This window comes from Rhodopseudomonas palustris (assembly GCF_034479375.1).
GTDB classification, from domain to species: Bacteria; Pseudomonadota; Alphaproteobacteria; order Rhizobiales; family Xanthobacteraceae; genus Rhodopseudomonas; species Rhodopseudomonas palustris_M.
Genome location: NZ_CP140155.1, coordinates 1,336,300 through 1,358,649, shown reverse-complemented (window position 1 = coordinate 1,358,649; position 22,350 = coordinate 1,336,300). Strand labels below are relative to the sequence as shown.

The following is a 22,350-nucleotide window of genomic DNA, read 5'->3' as shown; positions in this document are numbered from 1 at the left end:
GGTGTCCGGCACAAGGCCGGGCATGACGATGGTCAGGCGCTCGCCAACCATCTCCTGAGTCGTCATCCTGAGGCGTGAGCGCAGCGAGCCTCGAAGGATGCGGCGACGCGGACTGCGCGCGGCAAGTGCGCCCGCGGCCATCCTTCGAGCCGGCCAGCCTCGCCCTTCGGGCGATGCCGGCCTCCTCAGGATGACGGCAAAATGCGTAGAGAGTCCTACCCCGCAGCCGGCGGTGGAGCCTCGGTCGAATCGGCCGATGCTGCCGCCGCCGCCTTGGCCTTCAGATCCCTCTCGACGAACGCCACGGCGAAGATCGAGCCCTCGTAGAGAACCATCAGCGGCAGCGCCAGCGACATCTGGCTGATGACGTCGGGCGGCGTCAGCACCGCGGCGATCACGAACGAGCCGACGATGAAATAGCGCCGCTTCTCGCGGAGCTGCTTGGAGGTCAGCACGCCGATGCGGCCGAGCAGCGTCAGGATCACCGGGAGCTGGAACGCCAGGCCGAAGGCGAAGATCAGCGACATCATCAGCGACAGATATTCGCCGACCTTGGGCAGCAACTGGATCTGCGCGGTCTCGTCGCCGCCGATCTGCTGCATCCCGAGCGAAAACCGCACCAGCATCGGCAGCACGATGAAATACACCAGCAGCGAGCCGAGCGCGAAGAACACCGGCGTCGCCACCAGATACGGCAGGAAGGCGTTCTTCTCGTGCTTGTAGAGGCCGGGCGCGACGAATTTGTAGATCTGCGTCGCGATGATCGGGAACGAGATGAAGCCGGCGCCGAACATCGCCAGCTTGAGCTGGGTGAGGAAGTATTCCAGCAGCGCGGTGTAGATGAATTTCGAATTCTCCGCGCCCGCGACCCAGACGAACGGCCACACCAGCACGTTGTAGATCTGCTTGGCGAAGAAGAAGCAGAAGATGAAGGCGATGCCGAAGGCGAGCAGCGCCTTGATCAGCCGCGAGCGCAGCTCGATCAGATGATCCATCAACGGCGCCTTGGAGGCTTCGATGTCCTCGGCGCTCATGAGGCTTTGGCGTCCTTGGCGGGTTCGGAGTTGGCGGGGTCGGAATTGTGAGCGGGCGCGGGGTGCGCCAGATCCGGCGGCGCCAGATCGTTGGTGGCGAGCGCGTGGGTTTCGGCCGGCACCGGAAGCGTGCCGTGCCCCGCGGCCTGCGCCTCGCTGACGATCGCCAGCGGCTCGCCGGTGACGGCCTGATGGCTGGTGGCCTCGATGAAGGTCTCGGGCGTCGGCGGCGCCGGGGTGGTCGGCTCGACCGGCGGGGTGTCGAGCGCACTCTTGTCGATTGCCGCGGCTTCGGAGAGCTCGCTGCCGAGCTTGGTCAGCATGTTGTTGGTCGACAGGCCTGCGGTCGCTTCCTTGACCTCGTCGAACGACTTCTTGAGGTCGGCCATCTCGGCCTCGCGCATCGCTTCCTGAAACTGGCCCTGGAATTCGGAGGCGAGCTTGCGCGCCTTGCCCATCCACTGGCCGACCATGCGGAGCACGCCGGGGAGTTCCTTCGGGCCGATCGCGACCAGTGCGACGACTCCGATCACGACCAGTTCACTCCACCCGATGTCGAACATGAGAACTGCCGAAGATGCCAAACTGCGCTTGCGGGCCGACATCGGCAGCCGCCTCAGCGATCACTCCTGCCCGAGGCGGCTTGCGACCACAAGCGCCTTCGCTTTGCCACCACTTTGCCGCAAGCAAAATCAGCCCGCGACACGCCCGGCAAAGGCGTCGGCGTCAGACCGCCTTGCTGCCGACGTCGGTACGATTCGGCTGCGCGCCGGCCGTCGCGTTGTGATCGAGCGATTTCACGGCGTCGGGCTTTTCGGCAGTCTTTTCATCGTCCTGCAAGCCCTTCTTGAAGGACTTGATACCCTGGGCGACGTCGCCCATCAGGTCGGAAATCTTGCCGCGACCGAACAGCAGCAGGACGACCGCGATAACGACGATCCAGTGCCAGATACTGAGTGAACCCATCCTGCAATCTCCCGAAACTCGACCGGCGCACCAGCCCGTGGCCTTTGTCAGAAACTAGGGGCAAGAGCGGCCAAAAACAAGGATTTAAGCCGCGGCAACGGCGTCGTGATCGTCGCGGCTGGAGGTTCCTGTCGTCGCGCTTAACGCGAGTCAGACCGGCTCGTGACCGTCTTTGTTGTCGCCGTTGCCGTCGTCCGCCTCGGTTTCGTCGACCTCAGCGGTATCAAGCTCCGCGGTTTCGGTATCAGCCGCGTCCGACGCGCCCGTTTCGTCGTCGAACTGATCGTATTCGAGCGTCTCCGGCACCGCCTCGTTCGCGGCGCCGGTATCCGTGGCGTCCGATCCGTCCTCATCGGCTTCAGCGAAGCCGACCTCGGCCTCCGCAGGCTGATCCTCGGACGTCTCGGCAAAGCCGGTCGCGGATTCGCCGATTTCAGCCTCGACGGTCGCAGCAGAAGCGGTCTCCGCCTCGGCCGCCTGAGCCGCAGCACCGGCTTCGTCGAATTCCGGGTCGGCGACCGGCGCCAGCGCCAATTCGAGATCGCCGGATTCCAGCGGGTCTTCGTCCTCACGCAGCGTCGGATCGTCCGACGGCGTCGGCACGTTGAAGCCGGTCGGCAGACGGGTGTCGAGCAGACCCGAGCCCTTCAGCTCTTCGAGGCCCGGCAGATCGCTCAGCGCCTCGAGGCTGAACTGCGACAGGAAGCTCTCGGTGGTGCCGAAGGTCAGCGGCCGGCCCGGAGTCTTGCGGCGGCCACGCGGCCGAATCCAGCCGGTCTCCAGCAGCACGTCGAGCGTGCCCTTCGAAGTCACCACGCCGCGGATCTCTTCGATTTCGGCGCGGGTGATCGGCTGGTGATAGGCGATGATCGCCAGCATCTCGATCGCGGCCCGCGACAGCTTGCGGGTCTCGGTGGTCTCGCGCGTCATCAGCCAGGCGAGATCGCCGGCGGTGCGGAACGTCCATTTGCTGGCGATGCGCACCAGGTTGACGCCGCGATGCGCGTAATCGGCCTGGAGTTGCGCCAGCGCCGCCTTGATGTCGACGCCGTCCGGCATCCGCTTGGCGAGCGCCGACTGTTCGAGCGGTTCGGTCGAGGCGAACAGCAGGGCTTCCAGAAGGCGCAGTTCCTCGGGCCGGGTTTGCGGCTGCTGTTCGGCGCTGACCTCGGATTGTTCGACTTTGGGTTCGAACTCCACGATGCGCTTCTCCGCCAGACTTGCCATGGCTCGCTCTCCTTCTTCCACTACCCTGCCGGAACGTCCGGCACGGCCGCCGCTTCCATCGCTGGAGACGGCGGACGCTTACGAAAATACAAAGGCGCGAGAGGCCCCGACTGATGCAGTTCGACTTCGCCCTCGCGCACCAGCTCCAGCGCCGCGGCGAAACTCGACGCCAGCACCGTTGCCTTCTGCGAAGGATCGGCGAGATAACGCAGCAGATACTCGTCGAGCCGGCTCCAGTCCTCGGCGAGGCCGACCAGCCGCTCCAGCGACGCGCGCGCCTCGCTCAGCGACCACACCGTGCGCCGCGCGAGATGCACGCTGGCGAGCACGCGCGACTGGCGCTGCGTCGCATAGGCGCTGAGCAGGTCGTACAGCGTCGCCGTGAATTTCGGATGCTTGATCTCGTCGATCGCCTCCGCCATGCCGCGTGGAAAGATCTCGCGCTGCAGCTGCGGCCGCGTCATCAGCCGGTTGGCGGCTTCGCGGATCGCCTCCAGCCGGCGCAGCCGGTTGGCGAGCGCGGTCGCCATGTCCTCGGCGCTCGGACCTTCGGCCGCCGGCGGCTCCGGCAGCAGCAGCCGCGATTTCAGAAACGCCAGCCACGCCGCCATCACCAGATAGTCGGCGGCGAGCTCGAGGCGAATCTTTCGCGCTTCCTCGATGAACAGCAGATATTGGTCGGCGAGCGCCAGGATCGAGATCTTGTGCAGATCGACCTTCTGCTGCCGCGCCAGCGTGAGCAGCAGATCGAGCGGGCCTTCGTAGCCCTCGACGTCGATGACGAGCGCCTCGTCCTGGTCGACCTGCTCCGCAGGCCGGCCAGTGTCGAATTGCAGAATTTCAGCAGTCATGCGCTCATCCCTGCGCGGACGATCAAGGTTTCGAGTTCGGCGCGTGCGGCTCTGCGGTCGAACGGTTGCGGCGGCTTGCGCGACGCCAGCGCCGCCTCTGCGCGCTGCAGCGCCAAGCCGGTCAGCTCCGTCGCCTCGGCGGCCACCTGCCGCATTTCGTCGAGCTTGCCGTTGCAATGCAGGACGACGTCGCAGCCGGCCGCGAGGCTCGCGCGCGTGCGATCCGCGATCGTGCCCTCCAGCGCATTCATCGAGACGTCGTCGCTCATCAGCAATCCTTGGAACCCGATTCGCTTGCGAATCACCTGATCGATGATTGTCGCAGAAGTCGTCGCGGGTTGGGCGGGATCGAGGGCGCTAAACACAACATGTGCAGTCATAGCCATCGGCAGATCGGCGAGCGGCTGAAACGCGGCGAAATCGGTGCGTTCGAGCTCGTCACGGGGCGTATCGACCGTCGGCAGGCGGAAATGGCTGTCTGCGGTGGCGCGTCCATGGCCGGGGATATGTTTGAGGACCGGCAGCACGGAGCCTTGCTCCAGGCCCTCGGTGACCGCACGGGCGATCGCCGCCACCTTGGCGGGCTCGGTGCCGTAGGCGCGATCGCCGATCACGGCATCGGCGCCTGCCACCGGCACGTCGGCGAGCGGCAGGCAGTCGACGGTGATCCCGAGATCGTACAGGTCCGCGGCAATCAGCCGGGCGCTGAGACGCGCCGCGGCAAGACCGAGCTGCGAATCGATATCGTAAATCGCCGAGAAAACAGCCCCGCGCGGGTAAACCGGCCAATGCGGCGGGCCGAGCCGTTGCACGCGTCCACCCTCCTGATCGATCAGGACCGGGGCGTCGGGCTGGCCGATCTCGGCACGTAATTGTTGAACCAATCCGGCAAGTTGAGCCGGATTGTCGACGTTCCGCTTGAATAGAATGAAGCCCCACGGCCGCGATTCACGGAGAAATCCGCGCTCGTCGTCGGTGAGACCAAGGCCGGATATTCCGGTGATGAAGGCGCGCGAACTCATACAGGGCCGCTTAGCCCGCGCGCGCCTCCAGGGTCAAGGAAACGGCCGTTAATTCCTCTGGACGACGCACTGTCCGCCGGCACTTTTCAGACTGCTGCAGAGTCTAGACGCCTCTTCGGAGCTGCCGAACGGCCCGACCATGGCACGGTAATACACGCCCTTGCTGCCTAGATCAGCACGCTTGATCACCGGCGACCGCGGACCGAGCACGGAGGGGAACTTACCTTGCAGCGTCCGATAGGACGCCTTGGCATCCGCCTCGCTGCGCTGCGACGAGACCTGCACCACATAGCCGCCGGCGCCGGCCGATTCAGCGGCCGGCAGCGAGGCCACCCGCTGATTAGGGGCCGGAGATCCGCCGGAATTCGGCGACAGCGACAATGGCGCAGTACCGGCGGAGGCGTTGGCGTCCTCCAGCGGGCGCGTCGCCGGCCGCTGCGCGGGAGCGGACGGAGCCGGCACGCGGGCAGCCTGCCGGGTTGCAGGAGCTGCGACGTTGACCGGTGCCGCGGCCTGATCGGCCTGATCAGGACGGATGCTGAAGGTCTTGATCCGCCGCGGCTCCTCGCCGGCGAGCGTGCCGTTGTTCGGCGGCGCCAGGTTCGGCTTCGGGCCGGGCGCGACGGCTGAGACTGCGGGTGGATTTGGGTTCTGATTGAGCTGCGGCAGCACCACGCGCGTGCCCTGCCCCGCCCGAGCCGGGTCAGCCGGCTGCTCTTCGCGGGACACCAGCGCTTCGATGTTGTTGCCGGCAGCCAGCCGATCCTGGATCGGTTTGCCGGCAGCGTCCGCGGAGGCGGATGGCGCGGCCATCACCTTTGTCGGGCTGGTATCGGCCTTGATCACCGGCGGTTCGCCGGTACGGGGGCCGCTGGTGAAACTGCGATACGCGAATGCGCCGCCGGTGCCCACAACGGCGAGCGCGAGCACCGCCACCACGGTCATCATATTGTTGCGGCGAGGCTTGTAGGCACGGCTGTCCGGCTCGTCGGCATAGCCGTCATCGTAGCCATACGGCGCTTCGGGATAGTTCGCGTCCGGGCGCACCTCCGCTGGATCGAGCTGGCCATACAGTGCATCGTCGTAGCGGGCGGGCACGAATTGCGGCTGCTCCAGCGGCAAGGGCTGCTGCACGGGGTAGCGCGGGTCGTGATAATTCGGCACCTCGGCCGCCTGCTCGAAAACACTCTGGTCGAACGATCGCGGCTCGAAGGGCGTCTGGTCGTAGCCGGGATCGGCCAGCCGCGGAGACACGGCAGTGACGAACGACGGCGGCCGGCTGAAGTCCGGCTCGGGTGCGGGCGGCGGCGCAGGTTCCGGATCGGCGGCACGGCGATGCTGCAACCACGACGGCGTCGGCGGCAGCCCATCCTCCTCGATCGGTGGCGGCGGAGGGCTGCTCAGGCGAAAGTCGGTCGCTCGCGACGACTGTCGACCGGACGGCGGAGCCTCGCTCCCGAATGGATCAGTCTGACCGATCAGGCGCGCGAGTTCTGCGAGCGGGTCATTCTCGGGCTTGCGCTGGGCGTAGGCCGAGTGGTCCTCGTCGTCCGCCGGGTAAGGTCGGTCCTGATATCGGTTGGTCATGTGATGTCGCGTCCCATTCGGGAAAGCCGCCAAACCCGCTTACGCAGAAGATCAACTGCTCTCAAAAGCCGCCACAGATCCCCATCTGACCGGCTGTCCCCCTACCTCATCTCGTCCGGCGCAGTGACGCCGAGAATGGCAAGCCCAGATGCCAGAACCGAGACGACGCCCTGGACCATTGCCAGTCGCGCCTTGGTAATCTCTGCATCATTATTGATAATGAAGCGTAAATGAGGCAAATCGCGCCCGCGCGTCCAGAGCGCGTGAAATTCGCTGGCGAGATCATAGAGATAGAAAGCGACCCGGTGCGGCTCGTGGGCCAGCGCCGCGGCCTCGATGGTGCGCGGGAACAGCGCCAGACGTCGCAGCAGATCGAGCTCCACAGGGTCGGTCAGCCGCTCCACGTCCGCGGCCTTCAGGAAAGCGATGCGATCCTCGGTCGCGTCTGGCAGGTCCGGGAACGCTTCCTTGGCGTTGCGGAAGATCGAATGGCCACGGGCATGGCCGTACTGGACGTAGAAAACGGGGTTGTCCTTCGACTGCTCGATCACCTTGGCGAGGTCGAAGTCGAGCACCGCATCGTTCTTGCGGAACAGCATCATGAACCGGACGGCGTCGGAACCGACCTCGTCGACCACCTCGCGCAGCGTGACGAAATCGCCCGAGCGCTTGGACATCTTCACCGGCTCGCCGTTGCGCAGCAGGCGGACGAGCTGGACGATCTTGACGTCGAGCGCGCCCTCGCCGCCGGTGACCGCGGTGATGGCAGCCTGCATCCGCTTGATGTAGCCGCCATGATCGGCGCCCCAGACGTCGACCATGTTGCCGAAGCCGGCGTCGAACTTCACCTTGTGGTAGGCGATGTCGGAAGCAAAGTAGGTGTAGGAGCCGTCCGACTTCAGCAGCGGCCGGTCGACGTCGTCGCCATAGGCGGTGGCGCGGAACAGCGTCTGCTCGCGGTCCTCGTAGTCCTCGACCGGCGCGCCCTTCGGTGGCGGCAGACGGCCCTGATACACGTCGCCCTTGGCGCGCAGGAAATCGATGGTGTCGGCGACCCGATTGCGCTCGCCCTCGATCAGCGAACGCTCCGAGAAGAACACCTCATGCGTGATCGCGAGCGCGGCGAGATCGGCCCTGATCATCTCCATCATCATCGCGATGGCTTTCGCGCGTACCGCCGAAAGCAACTGCGGCTCAGTCATTTCTTTCAACGCTGGGCCATGTTCGGCGGCAAGCGCAGTGCCGACCGGAACGAGATAGTCGCCCGGATACAGTCCTTCCGGGATCTCGCCGATCGGCTCGCCGAGCGCTTCGCGATAGCGCAGGAACGCGGAGCGCGCCAGCACGTCGACCTGCGCACCGGCGTCGTTGATGTAGTATTCGCGGGTGACGTCGTAGCCGGCAGTCTCCAGCAGATTCGCCAGCGCATCGCCGAACACCGCGCCGCGGCAATGGCCGACATGCATCGGCCCGGTGGGGTTGGCGGAGACGTATTCGACGTTGACCTTCTCGGCGCCGCCGATCCGGCTACGGCCGTAGCTGGCGCCCGCGTCGAGCACCGCGCGTAGCGCCTGCGCCCACACCGCCGGCTTCAGCGTCAGATTGATGAAGCCCGGTCCCGCGATCACCACCTCTGCGATCTGGTCCTCGGCCCGCAGCTTCTCGGCGATCTTCTCGGCGAGATCGCGCGGCTTGGCCTTGGCGTCCTTTGCCAGCACCATCGCGGCGTTGGTCGCCATGTCGCCGTGCGAGGCGTCCTTTGGTGGTTCGACCACGATGCGCGACAGATCCACCCCTTCAGGCAGCGTGTCCTCGCCGGCGAGCGCGACACAGGCCGCGTGCACACGCGCGAGAATCTGGGCGAAAAGATGCGTCGGGATCGCTTGATCGGGCATGGATTTCAGTTCTGAAAAAGGGAATTGGCCCTAGTCGGCCGGTCCGGCCGCCTAACGCAAATCCGGGGTCGAGTCAAAAAGCCGCTGATGTTCGGTCAGCGCGTAACGGTCGGTCATGCCGGCGATGAAATTTCGGATCCGGCGGAAGCGGTCGGCCTCGCATTCGGCGACCGGGCCGTCGGCCGGCAGCCAGTCCGGCGGCAGATCGTCCGGGTGGTCGCAATAGCGCCGGAAAAGGTCGGCGACGATCGCCTCGGCGTCGTTCATCACCGCCATCACGCGCTCGGCGCGGTACATATGGGTCCAAAGAAACGTCTTGATCTGGGCCTCCGCAGCGGCCGTTTCGGCCGGAAAGGCGACCATCGCCGTGCTGGCACGGCGCACGTCCTCGGCCGATCGTGGCGCCGCCTCGCCGAGCCGCCGCATCGTCTCGGCCGTGACAGCACTGATCAGATGCGAAATCAGCTCGCGCACCAGTTCCGCCCCCCGCCGGCTCTCGTCCAGAGCGGGATAGCGCCGACCAATCTTGTCGATGATCGAGGCGGTCAGCGGCACGGCGCGCAGATCATCGACCCGGAACAGCCCGGCGCGGAGACCGTCGTCGATGTCGTGGGCGTCGTAGGCGATGTCGTCGGCAAGCGCCGCGACCTGGGCTTCGAGCGAGGCAAAGCTCCATAATTCGAGGTCGAAGCGCTGGCTGAATTCGACGATGCCGATCGGTGCGCCGCTCTCGGCATAACGCGGCAGCGGCCGGCCGGCGCGGTCGGTGAGCGGGCCGTTGTGCTTGACCACGCCTTCCAGCGTCTCCCAAGTGAGATTCAGCCCGTCGAAATCCGGATAACGGTGCTCCAATGCCGTCAGCACCCGCAATGTCTGCGCATTGTGGTCAAAACCGCCGTGCGCGCGCAGGCAAGCGTCGAGCGCGCGTTCGCCGGCATGGCCGAACGGCGGATGGCCGAGATCATGCGCCAGCGCCAGCGTTTCGGTCAGATCCTCGTCGAGGCCGAGCTGGCGTGCGATCGCGCGGGCGATCTGGGCCACCTCGAGGCTATGTGTCAGCCTGGTGCGATAGTGGTCGCCCTCGTGAAACACGAAGACCTGGGTCTTGTGCTTCAGCCGGCGGAAGGCATTGGAATGGATCACCCGGTCGCAATCGCGGCGGAACGCGCTCCGGTTGCTGCTCGGCGGCTCGGCGAACTGCCGGCCGCGGCTACGGTCCGGATCGCAGCTGAAGGCTGCGCGAGGAGCTGCCATTCCGACCGACACGCTGAAGCTACCCCCGACCCGTTTGATTCTGCGGCACGCTGCACTTAACTATGGCTTGCATGCAAATCCAATGACGGCACAATCCCCCGAGGGGATATGGAGCGACACATGACCGACTCAAGCGTCACCATCAGCGAACGGGCGGCGCGCCGGATCGGCGAGATCCTGAAGGGCGAAGGCGACGGCGCGATGCTGCGGATCAGCGTCGAAGGCGGCGGCTGCTCGGGCTTCCAGTACAAGTTCGACGTCGATCGCGCCAGAACCGACGACGATGTCGTGATCGCGCGCGACGGCGCGGTGGTGCTGGTCGATTCCGCGTCGGTGCCGTTCCTCGCCGGCTCCGAAGTCGACTTCGTCGACGATCTGATCGGCGCCTCGTTCCGGGTCAACAACCCGAACGCCACGGCGTCCTGCGGCTGCGGGACGAGCTTTTCGATCTGAGCGAGCAGCCGATCAGCGCGCGTCCGGGAACAGCGCCCGTGCGTTGCCGTGCGCGATCCTGGCCGCGATCGCCGGCGGCAGTTGCGACAGCCACGCGCGATAGCCCGCCATGATCTCGCCATAGGCGGCCCAACGCTCGTTGACCCAGGTATCGGAGCCGAGCAGGAAGCGATCCGGAAACCGCTCGAACAGCCCGCGCCATTCGGGCGTCAGCGCGCCGCCGTTGCCGACGATGCCGCTGCGATAGGACAACTCACCCCACAGCTTCGGATACTTCGCCAGCAGCGCGGCGACGCGATCGGACGACAGGCCGAACCCGGTATGCGCCCAGATGATCCTGGCGCGCGGATTGTGCCGCATCAGGATTTCGACGGCTTCCTCGTCGGCGTGAGCGTGCAGATAGAGGTCGTGCGCGACCGCGAAATCGACGGTCTTCTTGACCACTTCGGTATCGGCCGCCGATCCGGTGAGATGGAATTCACCGATGCCGCGGTAGTAACCGCGTTTGAATTCGTCCTGCACCAGCTCGAAGATCACCGGGTCCTTGAACCAGGTCTGGATGTCCGGCCGCACCCGGTAGGGCCGGATGAACGGCACGATCTGCAGCCCGTTTGCTTTGGCGTCCATCAGCACATGCGTGCCCTTGTTGGGGCGGCTGGTCGCCAGGATGCCGGTGACGCGATGGCGCTTAAGCAGCGCCAACACCTCGTCGGGCTGATAGTACGGCGTAGGCTCCCAGTTGTAGTGCAGATGCGCGTCGAAGATTTCGATCGGCTCGTCGGCTCTGGTTCGATCCGACGCCAGTCCGAGCACCCCGATCGCAACGAGGCTCGCGGCCAAGCGACGAACGAACAAGCGCCGCATCACTCCGCCGCCACCGCGCGCGGGCGCTCGCCGTCGGGCAGTTCCTCGTGCTGCGGCTCGAGCCGGCGCTTCAATTTCCGGTCGATCCTGTCGAGATAGATGTAGATCACCGGGGTGATGAACAGCGTCAGCAATTGCGAAACGCACAGCCCGCCGACCACGGCGACGCCGAGCGGTTGGCGCAGTTCGGCGCCGGCGCCGGTGCCGAGCGCGATCGGCAGCGTGCCGAAGATCGCGGCGAAGGTCGTCATCATGATCGGCCGGAAGCGCAGCAGCGCCGCCTCGCGGATGGCGTGCTCGGCCGAAAGCCCGACCCGTCGCCGCTCCAGCGCGAAGTCGACCATCATGATCGCGTTCTTCTTGACGATGCCGACCAGCATCACGATGCCGATCATCGCGATCACCGACAGCTCCATCTTGAACAGCATCAGCGTCAGGATCGCCCCAATGCCGGCCGACGGAAGCCCCGAGATGATCGTGATCGGGTGGATGAAGCTCTCGTAGAGGATGCCGAGGATCACGAACGCCGCGAACACTGCAGCGAGGATCAACACGCCCTGCCCGCGCAGACTTTCCTGAAACACCTGGGCCGTGCCGGAGAACCCGGTCACGATCGTGACCGGCAAATTGGACTCCTGCTCGATCTGGGTGATGCGATCGACCGCGGCGCCGAGCGACTGGCCTTCCGCGAGATTGAACGAGATCGTCACCGCGGGCTGCTGACCTTGGTGATTGATCTGCAGCGGGCCGACGGTGGGCACCATCTTCGCCACCGCGTCGATCGGAATGGTCTGGTTGTTGCCGGTCTTGAGATACAGCTTCGAGATGTCGTTCGGATCACCGCGAAACTGCGGCTGCACCTCGAGGATGATCTGGTAGTCGTTCGACGGCATGTAGATGGTGCCGATCTGCCGCGCGCCATAGGCGTTGTAGAGCTGGTTGCGGACCTGATCGACGGTGATGCCGTAGACCGCCGCCTTCTCCCGATCGATCTCGATCGTCATCTGCGGGTTCTTGATGTAGAGATCGGTGGTGACGTCGAGCAGGCCCGGCAATCTGGCGATCTTGTCGCGCATCTCCGGCGCCAGCCGGTACAGCGCCTCGGTGTCGCCGCTCTGCATCACATATTGATACTGGCTCTTGGAGATGCGTCCGCCGATCGAGAGGTTCTGGATGCTCTGAAAGAACACCTGCATGCCGGGGATCTGCCCCGCTTTCTCCCGCAACCGGGAGATCACCTTGGCGGCCGGATCGCGCTCCTTGATCGGCTTAAGCGCGATGAAGAGCCGGCCGTAGTTTGCGGTGGCATTCGGTCCGCCGGCGCCGACCGTGCTGTTGATGTAGTCGACAGCGGGATCGGTCTTGATCACGTCGACCAGCGCGAGTTGGCGTTCCTTCATCGCCTCGAACGAGGTGTCGGTCGCGGCTTCGGTGACGCCGATCATGAAGCCGGTGTCCTCCTGCGGAAAGAACCCCTTCGGCACCACCATGTAGAGATAGATCGTGCCGCCGAGCGTCGCGAAAGTGACCAGCAGCATCAGGAATTTGTGCGCCAGCACCCGGTCGAGCGCCCATTCGTAGCCGCGCAGCCAGCCGCTGAACATCGCCTCGAAGCCGCGCAGGACGATGTTCTCCTTCTTGTGCGGGTCGTGCGCCTTGAGCATTCGCGCGCACAACATCGGCGTCAGCGTCAGCGACACGAATCCGGACACCAGGATCGCCACGGCGATGGTGATCGAGAATTCGCGGAACACGCGGCCGACGATGCCGCCCATCAGCAGAACCGGGATGAACACCGCGATCAGCGAAAACGTGATCGAGATGATCGTGAAGCCGATTTCGCGCGCGCCCTTCAGCGCCGCATCGAACGGCCGCATGCCGTGCTCGATGTGGCGCATGATGTTCTCGAGCATGACGATAGCATCGTCGACCACGAAGCCGACCGACAGCGTGAGCGCCAGCAGCGTCATGTTGTTGATCGAGAAGTCGAGCATGTACATCACAGCGAAGGTGCCGAGCAGCGAGATCGGCACCGCCAGCGCCGGGATGAAAGTCGCCGACGCCTTGCGCAGGAACAGGAAAATCACCATGACCACCAGCACGACGGCGATCGCCAGCGTCTCCTGGACGTCGAACACCGCCTGCCGGACCGACACCGAGCGGTCCATCATCACGGTCATCGCGACCGAGGGCGGGATCTGGGCCCGCAACGACGGCAGCTTGGCGCGAACGCCATCGACCACGGCCACGGTGTTGGCGTCGGGTTGTTTCTGGATCGCCAGCACGATCGAGCGCTCGCCGTTGAACCAGGTCGCCAGCCGGTCGTTCTCGACGCTGTCGTAGACCCGGGCGACTTCATCGAGTTTGACCGGAGAGCCGTTGCGCCACGCCACGACGATGTGGCGGTAGTCGGCCGCCTTGTCCATCTGGCCGGAAGCCTGCAGCGCGAAGTCCTGCTTCGGCCCGCTCATGGTGCCGACCGGGGTTGAGGAATTGGCGCGCGCCACTGCGACGCGGATATCCTCGAGCGACAGCCCGCGTGCCGCGGCGGCTTCCGGATCGGCCTGCACCCGAATGGCGAACTTCTGCGCGCCGTAGATCGTCACCTGCGCGACGCCCGGGATCTGCGACAGCGCCTGCCCGATCGTGATGTCGCCGTACTCGTTGACCGCCGACAAGGGCAACGTCGGCGAACTCAGCGCCACGAACAGCACCGGGAATTCAGCCGGGTTCACCTTCCGAAAGCTCGGCGGCGTGGTCATCTCGATCGGCAGTCGCCGCTGCGCGATCGTCAGCGCGGTCTGCACGTCGAGCGCGGCGGCGTCGATTTCGCGGCCGAGGTCGAACTGGATGGTGATGACCGACGTGCCCTGCGACGAATTCGACGACATCGACGAGATGCCGGCGATCGTCGAGAGTTGCCGCTCGATGATGCCGGCGACCGACGCCGCCATGGTGTCGGCGCTGGCGCCCGGAAGGGTGGCGGTGACCGCGATGGTCGGGAAGTCGACTTTCGGCAGCGCCGAGACCGGTAGCAGCCGGTAGCCGAAGATCCCGAAGGCGATGATCGACGCGGTAATCAGCGTGGTCAGCACCGGCCGGCGGATGCACAGCTCGGAAAGGGTCATGATCTCAGGCTCCGGCCTTGCGGCTGCGCGGCTCGACCCTGGTGCCTTCCGACAGCAGCAACTGGCCATCCGTCACCACGTCTTCGCCGCCCGCAAGGCCGTCCGTGATCACGGACTCCCCCATGAAGGTGCGGCTGACGGTGACCGGCTGGATATGCGCGGCGCCATCCCTGATCACGAACACGAAATTGCCGCTCTGGCTGCGTTGCACCGCCACCGTCGGCACGGCCACGGCCTCCTCGGTCCGCACGGTCAGCTTGGTATTGACCAGCGTCCCCGGCCATAGCGTCTCGTTGCGATTGTCCATAACGCCGCGGACCGTGACCATGCCGGTGGTGGCGTCGACGGTGTTCTCGACCATCGCCACCTTGCCCTCTTCCGAGCGGCTGCTGCCGGGAATGGTGGCGACGACCTTGGTGGCTCCCGCCTTCATCGCGTCGCGCAGATCGACCAGCACCCGCTGCGGGACCGCGAAGGTGACGTAGACCGGCGCCATCTGATTGATGGTCGCCAGCGGCGCGGTGTCGGCCGGGCGGACGAAATTGCCGATCTTGACGTTGGCGGCACTGATCCGGCCGGAAAACGGCGCGCGGATTGCGGTGAAGCTCTTCTGGACCCGCAGATTGTCCAGCGCCGACTGCGCGCCCCTGATGGTTCCGGCGAGAATGTCGGCCTGGGTCTTGGCGTTGTCGAGGTTGACCTGGGTGGTGGCGCCTTTCCCGATCAATTCGTTGTAGCGGCGCAGGTCTCGCTCGGCCCCGGCGAGCTGGGCGCGGTCACGGGCGAGATTGCCTTCGGCCTGCTCGATCTGGGCGTCGATCTGTCGCGAGTCGAGCGTGAACAGCAGATCACCTTGGTTGACCCGCGCACCGTCCTCGAAATGGACGTCCACGATGGTGGTTTCGAGCCGGGATTTCAGCGCGACGCTGGAGATCGGCGTCACCATGCCGATCGCGTCGACATCGACCGGGATCGGTTTGCGGATCGCCTTCACCAGCTCGACCGACACCACCCGCGGCCGTTGCGCGCCTTTGGATGCGACCTGGCTTTCGGACCAGTACGGTCGCAAGGCAATTGCCGCCACGGCAGCCGCGCCCAAAATGCAAGAGGCGATGATCCAGCGACGTTTCGTCATGACGCTCCGCTTCGAACTTGGCGCGGCGGACGGAATCCGCCGCCCGCTCGCTCCCGAGGCGCCATTACGCCCGATTTTTCTGAGGCTTACCACAGCCCCCGCAGGCATGGTATGGCAGCAGCCGGGATTTTTATCGACGGATCATGACATGCGGATCGCCACCTGGAATGTGAACTCCGTCAGGCAGCGGCTGGACCATCTGGTGAGCTGGCTGAAGGAGTGCGACCCTGACGTGGTCTGCCTGCAGGAGATCAAATGCGTCGACGAAGCGTTCCCGCGCGAGCCGATCGAAGCGCTGGGCTATAACGTCGTCACCCACGGCCAGAAGACCTTCAACGGCGTCGCCCTGTTGTCGAAATATCCGCTGGAGGAAGCCACCCCCCGCCTCGCCGGCGACGACAACGACGTGCACGCACGGTTCCTCGAAGGCGTGGTGTCGCTGAAGCGCGGCGTGGTCCGTGTCGCCTGCCTCTATCTGCCCAACGGCAATCCTGTGGAGAGTGAGAAATATCCTTACAAGCTCAGTTGGATGTCGCGGCTTCTTGAATATTCACAGCAGCGCCTGAAAACCGAGGAGCCGCTGATCCTGGCCGGCGATTTCAATGTCATTCCGCAGCCCGCCGACGTTCACAATCCGGCCGGCTGGTTCAACGATGCGCTGTTCCGGCCGCAGACGCGCGAAAGCTACCAGGCCCTGCTCGGCCTCGGCCTGACCGATGCGCTGCGCGCCACCACAGACGCTCCAGGGCAATACACGTTTTGGGACTACCAGGCCGGAGCCTGGCAGAAGAATTGGGGACTGCGGATCGACCACCTGCTGCTGTCGCCGCAGGCTACCGACCGGCTCCGCAATGTCGGCATCGACGCTTACGTGCGGAACTGGGAAAAGCCGTCCGACCATGTGCCGGTGTGGGCGGATTTGGATCTGGACGTGGGCTGACGCGACGTGGATCAGAACACAACTCTGTGACAAGCCAGAACTGAGCAAGGCGAAGCACGGCGCAGTCCTTCGTGATCACCATTCGCGAAGCCGTGTCGGCACTGATCCAGGAGACGGACGCCACTTGGTATCAATCCAGCCGCGGCATCTCAGCCATGGCAGGCCCATTTGCAATTACATCAGCGGATACCGCCGAACTTTTCGATGTCAAACCGCGCAGTTACCGCGGCTATTTGACGCGACGATTGAATCGGCGACCGAGCGGCCTCCATACGCCGCGATGAGCAGACCTGGCTCACTACACCGCGCCGAAACCAACGCTCTGCAAGGCCTCGCATTGTATTTGTCCGCGCGCCCGCTGCATTGCACCATTGGTTTTTCAGCGAACTAATTGCCATCCATCTACACCGAACGTAGCGGTTGACGGATTCAACCCCGAAACACGAACATGCAACCAGAAGCGACCAAAGCTCTGGCCGAACGATCTCGCATGTGTGAGAGCGCCGGTAACAAGAAGCACCGAATATTATGAACGCCGAGGAGGAAACATGGCGAACGACAAGCTCATCATCAATCGTAGAACTGTTCTCAAGACCGGTCTCGCTGGTGCGGCCGCGCTGGCAACACCGACGTTCTTCATCCGCGACGCCTGGGCGGACGACTTCTGCAACATGCCGAAGGGCAAGGAAGTCACGTTCGGCTTCAACGTGCCGCAGTCCGGCGCCTATGCCGACGAAGGCATGGACGAGCTCAAGGCCTATCAGCTCGCGGTCAAGCACCTCAATGGCGAGGGCGACGGCGGCATGCTCAAGACGATGAAGCCGCTGGCGCTCAAGGGCAACGGCGTGCTCGGCAAGAAGGTCGCATACGTCTCCGGCGACACCCAGACCAAGGCCGACCAAGCGCGCGCCACCGCCAAGCGGATGATCGAGAAGGACGGCGCGATCATGATCACCGGCGGCTCCTCGTCCGCCGAAGCGGTCGCTGTGCAGTCGCTGTGCCAGGACGTCGGCGTGATCTTCATGGCCGGCCTGACCCATTCCAACGACACGACCGGCAAGGACAAGCGAGCCTACGGCTTTCGCCACTTCTTCAACGCCTACATGTCGGGCGTCGCGCTCGGTCCGGTACTCGCCGAGGCCTATGGCAAGGACCGCGTCGCGTATCACCTGACCGCCGACTACACCTGGGGCTGGACCCAGGAAGAGTCGATGAAAGACGCCACCGAGAAGCAGGGCTGGAAGACCGCCAAGGCGGTGCGCACCCCGCTGGGCGCAGCCGACTTCTCGCAGTACATCACGCCGGTTCTCAATTCGGGCGCCGACGTGCTGATCCTGAACCACTATGGCAAGGACATGATCAACTCCTTGACCCAGGCGGTGCAGTTCGGCCTGCGTGACAAGATGGCGAATGGCAAGAAGTTCGAGATCGTGGTGCCGCTGTTCTCCGAACTGATGGCGCAAGGCGCCGGCGATGCGATCAAGGGCATCTACGGCACGGCCAATTGGGACTGGAAGCTGGAAGACGCAGCCACCAGCGCCTTCACCAAATCGTTCGGCGCGGCCTATGGTACGCCGCCGTCGCAGGCGGCGCAGACCTGTTACGTTCAAGCGCTGCTCTATGCCGACGCTTGCGAGCGCGCCGGCAGCTTCAACCCAACGGCGGTGATCAAGGCGCTGGAGGGCTTCGAGTTCGACGGCATGGGCAACGGCAAGACGCTGTACCGCGCCGCCGATCATCAGTGCTTCAAGGACGTGCTGGTCGTGCAGGGCAAGGACAAGCCCAAGGACAAGTTCGACCTGCTCGAGGTTCGGAAGATCGTGCCGGCGTCTCAGGTCACCTACGACCCGAGCATCTTCGGCGGCGAACTCGGCTCCAAGGACGCCAAGAAGTGCGGATAGTCTGACCTTGTCGGATTTACCGCAAGCAATTCGGTAGGCCTGACTCCTATTCCGGTCGGTTGCGTTCCAGCGACGCAGCCGGCCGGCTGTGTCTTGCGACGGTAGTCGTCACGACATGGCAACGCTCGTACAGCCAATACCAGTTTCAGGGTGACGATTCTCGTCGCCGGACGATTTCGTGGACACGCGCCGCGCGTGGCTCGATGGGAGATTGACGACGCATGGACGCCATTTTTCTGCAGATCCTGAACGGCCTCGACAAAGGAGGAGCCTATGCGCTGATCGCGCTCGGGCTGACCCTCGCCTTCGGCACGCTCGGCGTGGTGAACTTCGCGCACGGCGCGCTGTTCATGCTCGGCGCGTTCTGCGCCGTGGTGTTCAACAAGCTCCTGACTTTGGAAATCGTCAAAGTCGACCCAACGCGGACCACCCCGTGGGGCTCGCCGCTCGAGGTCAAGACGCCCTACGTCCAGGCGATGCTCGGCGACTGGGGCAAAATTCTGATCGACTACTCGGTGCCAGCGTCGATCCTGCTGGCGATTCCCGTGATGCTGCTGATCGGCATCATCATCGAGCGCGGCCTGATCCGGTTCTTCTACAAGCGCCCGCATGCCGACCAGATCCTGGTCACCTTCGGCCTCGCCATCGTGTTGCAGGAGATCGTCAAGCACTTCTTCGGCGCCAATCCGATCGCGCAGTCCGCGCCGCAGATCTTCTCCGGCAGCCTGCAGTTGACCGAGGCGATCGTCTATCCGTACTGGCGCATCGTCTATCTGGCGTTTTCGCTGGCGGTGATCGCGGCGGTGTTCGCCTTTCTGCAACTCACCACCTTCGGCATGGTCGTGCGGGCCGGCATGCAGGACCGCGAGACGGTCGGCCTGCTCGGCATCAACATCGAGCGCCGTTTCACCATCGTGTTCGGGCTCGCGGCGGTCGTCGCCGGTCTGGCCGGGGTGATGTACACGCCGATCGTGCCGCCCGACTATCACATGGGGATGGATTTTCTGGTGCTGTCATTCGTCGTCGTCGTGGTCGGTGGCATGGGATCGCTGCCCGGTGCGGTGCTGGCGGGTTTCCTGCTCGGCATTCTGCAGTCGTTTGCCTCGATGAACGAGGTCAAGAGCCTGGTGCCGGGCATCGACCAGATCATCATCTATCTGGTCGCCGTCGTGATCTTGTTGGTGCGCCCACGCGGATTGTTGGGGCGCAAAGGCGTGATGGAAAGCTGATCAGATGAAGCACACCTCCAAATTCGCCGACATCGCTCTCCTGATCGGCTTCGCCATCGTGGTGGCGCTCGGGCCGGTGATCTTCACCCCGATCGGCGCCGGCTATCCCGACTTGCTGCAGAAATTCGCGATCTACGGCATCTTCGCGATCGGATTCAACATCCTGTTCGGTCTCACCGGCTATCTGTCGTTCGGCCACGCCGCGTTTCTCGGCGTCGGCTCCTATGCCGCGGTGTGGTCGTTCAAGCTGGTCTCGATGGACCTGCTGCCGGCGGTGGCGTTCTCGGTCATCCTCGCAGGCTTGCTGGCGCTGGCGATCGGGTTCATCAGCCTGCGGCGCTCGGGCATCTACTTCTCGATCCTGACGCTGGCCTTCGCGCAGATGTGCTACAATATGGCGTATTCGGTGCTGACGCCGATCACCAATGGCGAGACCGGATTGCGGGTGTTGCGGCAGGATCCGCGGCATCTCGACGCCGCGCTTGGTTACGTGTCGCCGACGCCGTCGCTGCTCGGCCTGCCGATCACCGGATGGACCGGCTTCTACATTTGCGGAGCGGTGCTGGTGGCGGCGTTCGGCCTGTCGATCGCGATCTTCCGCTCGCCGTTCGGCATGACGCTGCGCGCGATCAAGTCGAACCAGAATCGGATGGGCTATACCGGCTATCATACCAGGCCGTATCTGCTGTCCGCCTTCGTGATTTCCGGCATGTTCGCGGGCCTGGCCGGCTCGTTGCTGGCGGCGACCGATCCGCTGGTCGGCGCAGAGCGCATGCAGTGGACCGCGTCGGGCGAGGTGGTGCTGATGACCATCCTCGGCGGCTCCGGCACGCTGCTCGGTCCGGTGCTCGGCACCGGCCTGATCAAGTATTTCGAGAACATCTTCTCGGCCTACAACGAGCAGCAGCTCCAGCTCATCTTTGCGTTCCTTCCCGATGCCGTCCGCGACGGCGTGGTGAAGACCGCCGGCCTGTTCGTCGGCGAAGGCTGGCAGCTCACCCTTGGCCTGTTGTTCATGGCGGTGGTGTGCTTCCTGCCCGGCGGCATCATGGAAGGCATCAACCGGCTGCTCGGCTTCAAGCACACGCCAAGGGTCAAGTCGCTCGGCGACTCGCCGCAGCGCGATGGCCTCGGTGAGAGCGTGATCGAGGAGATGCCGTCGAGCCACGGCGCGGCGGAGGCCGACAAGAAGGTCGCCGAGAGCAAGGCTGCCGAGAAGAAGAGGGCCGTTGCGCCATGATTGCGACCAACGACATCGTCCTGCACATCGACCACGTCCACAAGACCTTCGCGGGCCTGCACGCGCTGGCCGACGTGAATCTGGACATCCGCGAGGGCGAGACCCACGCGATCATCGGGCCGAACGGCGCCGGCAAGTCGACGCTGCTCAACGTCTGCGTCGGCGTGCTGCCGCCGACCCAGGGCAAGGTGATGTTCCACGGCACCGAGTTGACCGGTCTCAAGCCCTACGAGATCAACCAGCTAGGCGTGGCGCGGGTGTTCCAGACGCCGGAAATCTTCGCCGATCTCACCGTGCTCGAAAACGTGATGATGGCGATGCTGTCGCATCGCGACGGGGCGTTCCGGCTCAAGCTGCTGTCCCGGTTCGACGAGCAGGGCGAAATCGGCCAACGTGCCATCCAGGAGCTGCGCGAGCGCGGCCTCGGGGGGCACCTCTATCACCTCGCCGGCGCGCTGTCGCGCGGCGACAAGCGACGGCTCGAGATGGTGATCGGGCTGGTGCAGAAGCCGAAATTGTTGTTGCTCGACGAGCCGACCGCCGGCATGGCCCGCGCGGATACCAATGCGACCATCGAGATCCTGCGGCAGATCAAGGATTCGGGGATGACCATCGTCATCATCGAGCACGATATGCATGTGGTGTTCTCGCTTGCCGACCGCATCACCGTGCTGGCCGGCGGACGCGTGATCGCGCAGGGCGTGCCCGAGGAGATCAAGGGCAATCCGAAGGTGATCGAGGCTTATCTCGGCGAGGAACAGGTATGAGCACGAAGACAGTCGAGCGTTCCATTGCAGGTCATGCCGGAGCCGCTCCGTTCTTTTCCTGCCGTGGCCTCAATGCCTATTACGGCGACAGCTACATCGTGCAGAACGTTTCGTTCACGCTCAACAAGGGCGAGATCCTGGCGCTGCTCGGCCGCAACGGCGCGGGCAAGACGTCGACGCTGCGAGCGATCGCCCGCGCCTCGACACCGGAACTGCACAGCGGCGAAGTCATGCTCGATGGCGTCAAGCTGCACGGGAAGCCCAACTACTTCGCGGCGGAAGCCGGCGTGCAACTGGTGCAGGAAGATCGCCGGATCATCCCCGGCATGACCGTGGAGCAGAACCTGCAGCTCGCGATCATTTCCGGGAGCAAGGGCTGGCAGTTCGAGCGCATCTACGAGCTGTTCCCGCGACTGGCGGAGCGGCGCAAACAGGAGGGCGTGACGCTGTCGGGCGGCGAGCAGCAGATGCTGGCGATCGCACGTGCCCTCGCCCGCGACCTCAAACTGCTGCTGCTGGACGAACCCTACGAGGGCCTCGCCCCGGTGGTGCGTCACGACATCGCCAAGGCGCTGCGCGAAGTCCGCGCCGCCGGCATCACCAGCATCATCGTCGAGCAGAATGCGGTCGCGGCGCTGGAATTGTCCGATCGCGCAGTGATTCTCGATACCGGCGAGGTGGTGTTCGACGGCTCCGCGAAGGAAGTGCTCGACAGCGAGGATCTGCGCCACCGCTATCTTGCGATCTAAGCCGGAGGCTTCATCACACGCAAGATCTGGATCGAGCATCCAGCGTTGCGGGCAGAGCCGTGCTTTTCCGTTCATCAGTCGGCCGAAGGCGGGGTGCCATGTCCGTCG

Annotated in this window: 19 protein-coding genes; 7 read left to right on the top strand and 12 right to left on the bottom strand. The window is 64.8% G+C overall.

All coding sequences use genetic code 11. From position 1 onward, the window contains the following. Positions 1 to 215: 215 nt before the first annotated feature. The 9 genes from tatC to SR870_RS05955 all read right to left on the bottom strand — a co-directional run bounded on the left by tatC (position 216) and on the right by SR870_RS05955 (position 9,848). Complete coding sequence (tatC, locus tag SR870_RS05995; protein WP_322517107.1) at positions 216 to 1,034, bottom strand: twin-arginine translocase subunit TatC; 819 nt, start codon at positions 1,032 to 1,034, stop codon at positions 216 to 218. Further along, complete coding sequence (gene tatB / locus SR870_RS05990; protein ID WP_322517106.1) at positions 1,031 to 1,597, bottom strand: Sec-independent protein translocase protein TatB; 567 nt, start codon at positions 1,595 to 1,597, stop codon at positions 1,031 to 1,033. Before tatB ends, tatC begins: the two co-directional genes overlap by 4 nt. Positions 1,598 to 1,760: 163 nt before the next feature. Continuing rightward, entirely contained in the window at positions 1,761 to 2,000 is a 240-nt protein-coding gene (locus tag SR870_RS05985) for a twin-arginine translocase TatA/TatE family subunit (protein ID WP_322517105.1), read from the bottom strand. 150 nt (positions 2,001 to 2,150) lie between these two features. Continuing rightward, the gene (gene scpB / locus SR870_RS05980) at positions 2,151 to 3,227 is read right to left on the bottom strand and encodes an SMC-Scp complex subunit ScpB (RefSeq protein WP_322517104.1); all 1,077 of its coding nucleotides are present in this window, start codon (positions 3,225 to 3,227) and stop codon (positions 2,151 to 2,153) included. Positions 3,228 to 3,247: 20 nt separating this feature from the next. Next, positions 3,248 to 4,078, bottom strand: a complete 831-nt coding sequence (locus SR870_RS05975) for a segregation and condensation protein A (RefSeq protein WP_011441634.1) — start codon at positions 4,076 to 4,078, stop codon at positions 3,248 to 3,250. After that, complete coding sequence (nagZ, locus tag SR870_RS05970; protein WP_322517103.1) at positions 4,075 to 5,100, bottom strand: beta-N-acetylhexosaminidase; 1,026 nt, start codon at positions 5,098 to 5,100, stop codon at positions 4,075 to 4,077. The genes SR870_RS05975 and nagZ overlap by 4 nt, the downstream gene beginning before the upstream one ends. A gap of 48 nt (positions 5,101 to 5,148) precedes the next feature. Then, on the bottom strand, positions 5,149 to 6,687 hold the full coding sequence (locus SR870_RS05965; RefSeq protein WP_322517102.1) for an SPOR domain-containing protein: 1,539 nt from the start codon (positions 6,685 to 6,687) through the stop codon (positions 5,149 to 5,151). Between the two features lie 101 nt (positions 6,688 to 6,788). After that, on the bottom strand, positions 6,789 to 8,582 hold the full coding sequence (gene argS, locus SR870_RS05960) for an arginine--tRNA ligase (RefSeq protein WP_322517101.1): 1,794 nt from the start codon (positions 8,580 to 8,582) through the stop codon (positions 6,789 to 6,791). A gap of 51 nt (positions 8,583 to 8,633) precedes the next feature. Continuing rightward, entirely contained in the window at positions 8,634 to 9,848 is a 1,215-nt protein-coding gene (locus tag SR870_RS05955; RefSeq protein WP_322517100.1) for a deoxyguanosinetriphosphate triphosphohydrolase, read from the bottom strand. A 108-nt stretch (positions 9,849 to 9,956) separates the two neighbouring features. On the opposite strand from SR870_RS05955, the gene erpA reads away from it, so the two are divergent. Next, the gene (gene erpA, locus SR870_RS05950) at positions 9,957 to 10,289 is read left to right on the top strand and encodes an iron-sulfur cluster insertion protein ErpA (RefSeq protein ID WP_322517099.1); all 333 of its coding nucleotides are present in this window, start codon (positions 9,957 to 9,959) and stop codon (positions 10,287 to 10,289) included. A gap of 12 nt (positions 10,290 to 10,301) precedes the next feature. Here erpA and SR870_RS05945 read toward each other — a convergent pair whose 3' ends face one another. The 3 genes from SR870_RS05945 to SR870_RS05935 are packed head-to-tail and all read right to left on the bottom strand — an operon-like array spanning position 10,302 to position 15,416. After that, on the bottom strand, positions 10,302 to 11,153 hold the full coding sequence (locus SR870_RS05945) for an amidohydrolase family protein (protein ID WP_322517098.1): 852 nt from the start codon (positions 11,151 to 11,153) through the stop codon (positions 10,302 to 10,304). Continuing rightward, the gene (locus SR870_RS05940) at positions 11,153 to 14,281 is read right to left on the bottom strand and encodes an efflux RND transporter permease subunit (protein ID WP_322517097.1); all 3,129 of its coding nucleotides are present in this window, start codon (positions 14,279 to 14,281) and stop codon (positions 11,153 to 11,155) included. The genes SR870_RS05945 and SR870_RS05940 overlap by 1 nt, the downstream gene beginning before the upstream one ends. 4 nt (positions 14,282 to 14,285) lie before the next feature. Continuing rightward, positions 14,286 to 15,416, bottom strand: a complete 1,131-nt coding sequence (locus SR870_RS05935) for an efflux RND transporter periplasmic adaptor subunit (RefSeq protein ID WP_322517096.1) — start codon at positions 15,414 to 15,416, stop codon at positions 14,286 to 14,288. 148 nt (positions 15,417 to 15,564) lie between these two features. Between SR870_RS05935 and xth the strand changes: the two genes are divergently transcribed. From xth to SR870_RS05905, 6 genes are all read left to right on the top strand, one after another. Then, positions 15,565 to 16,356: an exodeoxyribonuclease III gene (gene xth, locus SR870_RS05930; protein WP_322518209.1), complete on the top strand. Its 792-nt coding sequence runs from the start codon at positions 15,565 to 15,567 to the stop codon at positions 16,354 to 16,356. Between the two features lie 548 nt (positions 16,357 to 16,904). Next, positions 16,905 to 18,257: a substrate-binding protein gene (locus tag SR870_RS05925; RefSeq protein ID WP_322517095.1), complete on the top strand. Its 1,353-nt coding sequence runs from the start codon at positions 16,905 to 16,907 to the stop codon at positions 18,255 to 18,257. A gap of 221 nt (positions 18,258 to 18,478) precedes the next feature. Next, positions 18,479 to 19,486 (top strand): branched-chain amino acid ABC transporter permease, encoded by a 1,008-nt coding sequence (locus SR870_RS05920; RefSeq protein ID WP_011441647.1) that lies wholly within the window; start codon positions 18,479 to 18,481, stop codon positions 19,484 to 19,486. Positions 19,487 to 19,490: 4 nt separating this feature from the next. Then, complete coding sequence (locus SR870_RS05915; RefSeq protein ID WP_322517094.1) at positions 19,491 to 20,726, top strand: branched-chain amino acid ABC transporter permease; 1,236 nt, start codon at positions 19,491 to 19,493, stop codon at positions 20,724 to 20,726. After that, a complete protein-coding gene (locus SR870_RS05910) occupies positions 20,723 to 21,493 on the top strand; it encodes an ABC transporter ATP-binding protein (protein WP_322517093.1) in 771 nt (256 codons plus the stop codon). Before SR870_RS05915 ends, SR870_RS05910 begins: the two co-directional genes overlap by 4 nt. Next, the gene (locus tag SR870_RS05905) at positions 21,490 to 22,242 is read left to right on the top strand and encodes an ABC transporter ATP-binding protein (RefSeq protein WP_322517092.1); all 753 of its coding nucleotides are present in this window, start codon (positions 21,490 to 21,492) and stop codon (positions 22,240 to 22,242) included. Before SR870_RS05910 ends, SR870_RS05905 begins: the two co-directional genes overlap by 4 nt. The last annotated feature ends 108 nt before the right edge of the window (positions 22,243 to 22,350 follow it).

Bases quoted from the DNA above. Each gene is read 5' to 3' on its own strand.
- SR870_RS05910 (WP_322517093.1), top strand. From the start codon at position 20,723: ATGATTGCGACCAACGACATCGTCCTGCACATCGACCACGTCCACAAG.
- SR870_RS05935 (WP_322517096.1), bottom strand. From the start codon at position 15,416: ATGACGAAACGTCGCTGGATCATCGCCTCTTGCATTTTGGGCGCGGCT.
- nagZ (WP_322517103.1), bottom strand. From the start codon at position 5,100: ATGAGTTCGCGCGCCTTCATCACCGGAATATCCGGCCTTGGTCTCACC.
- SR870_RS05975 (WP_011441634.1), bottom strand. From the start codon at position 4,078: ATGACTGCTGAAATTCTGCAATTCGACACTGGCCGGCCTGCGGAGCAG.
- argS (WP_322517101.1), bottom strand. From the start codon at position 8,582: ATGCCCGATCAAGCGATCCCGACGCATCTTTTCGCCCAGATTCTCGCG.
- SR870_RS05945 (WP_322517098.1), bottom strand. From the start codon at position 11,153: ATGCGGCGCTTGTTCGTTCGTCGCTTGGCCGCGAGCCTCGTTGCGATC.
- SR870_RS05985 (WP_322517105.1), bottom strand. From the start codon at position 2,000: ATGGGTTCACTCAGTATCTGGCACTGGATCGTCGTTATCGCGGTCGTC.
- scpB (WP_322517104.1), bottom strand. From the start codon at position 3,227: ATGGCAAGTCTGGCGGAGAAGCGCATCGTGGAGTTCGAACCCAAAGTC.
- erpA (WP_322517099.1), top strand. From the start codon at position 9,957: ATGACCGACTCAAGCGTCACCATCAGCGAACGGGCGGCGCGCCGGATC.
- tatC (WP_322517107.1), bottom strand. From the start codon at position 1,034: ATGAGCGCCGAGGACATCGAAGCCTCCAAGGCGCCGTTGATGGATCAT.
- SR870_RS05920 (WP_011441647.1), top strand. From the start codon at position 18,479: ATGGACGCCATTTTTCTGCAGATCCTGAACGGCCTCGACAAAGGAGGA.
- SR870_RS05940 (WP_322517097.1), bottom strand. From the start codon at position 14,281: ATGACCCTTTCCGAGCTGTGCATCCGCCGGCCGGTGCTGACCACGCTG.
- tatB (WP_322517106.1), bottom strand. From the start codon at position 1,597: ATGTTCGACATCGGGTGGAGTGAACTGGTCGTGATCGGAGTCGTCGCA.
- SR870_RS05965 (WP_322517102.1), bottom strand. From the start codon at position 6,687: ATGACCAACCGATATCAGGACCGACCTTACCCGGCGGACGACGAGGAC.
- SR870_RS05905 (WP_322517092.1), top strand. From the start codon at position 21,490: ATGAGCACGAAGACAGTCGAGCGTTCCATTGCAGGTCATGCCGGAGCC.
- xth (WP_322518209.1), top strand. From the start codon at position 15,565: ATGCGGATCGCCACCTGGAATGTGAACTCCGTCAGGCAGCGGCTGGAC.
- SR870_RS05925 (WP_322517095.1), top strand. From the start codon at position 16,905: ATGGCGAACGACAAGCTCATCATCAATCGTAGAACTGTTCTCAAGACC.
- SR870_RS05915 (WP_322517094.1), top strand. From the start codon at position 19,491: ATGAAGCACACCTCCAAATTCGCCGACATCGCTCTCCTGATCGGCTTC.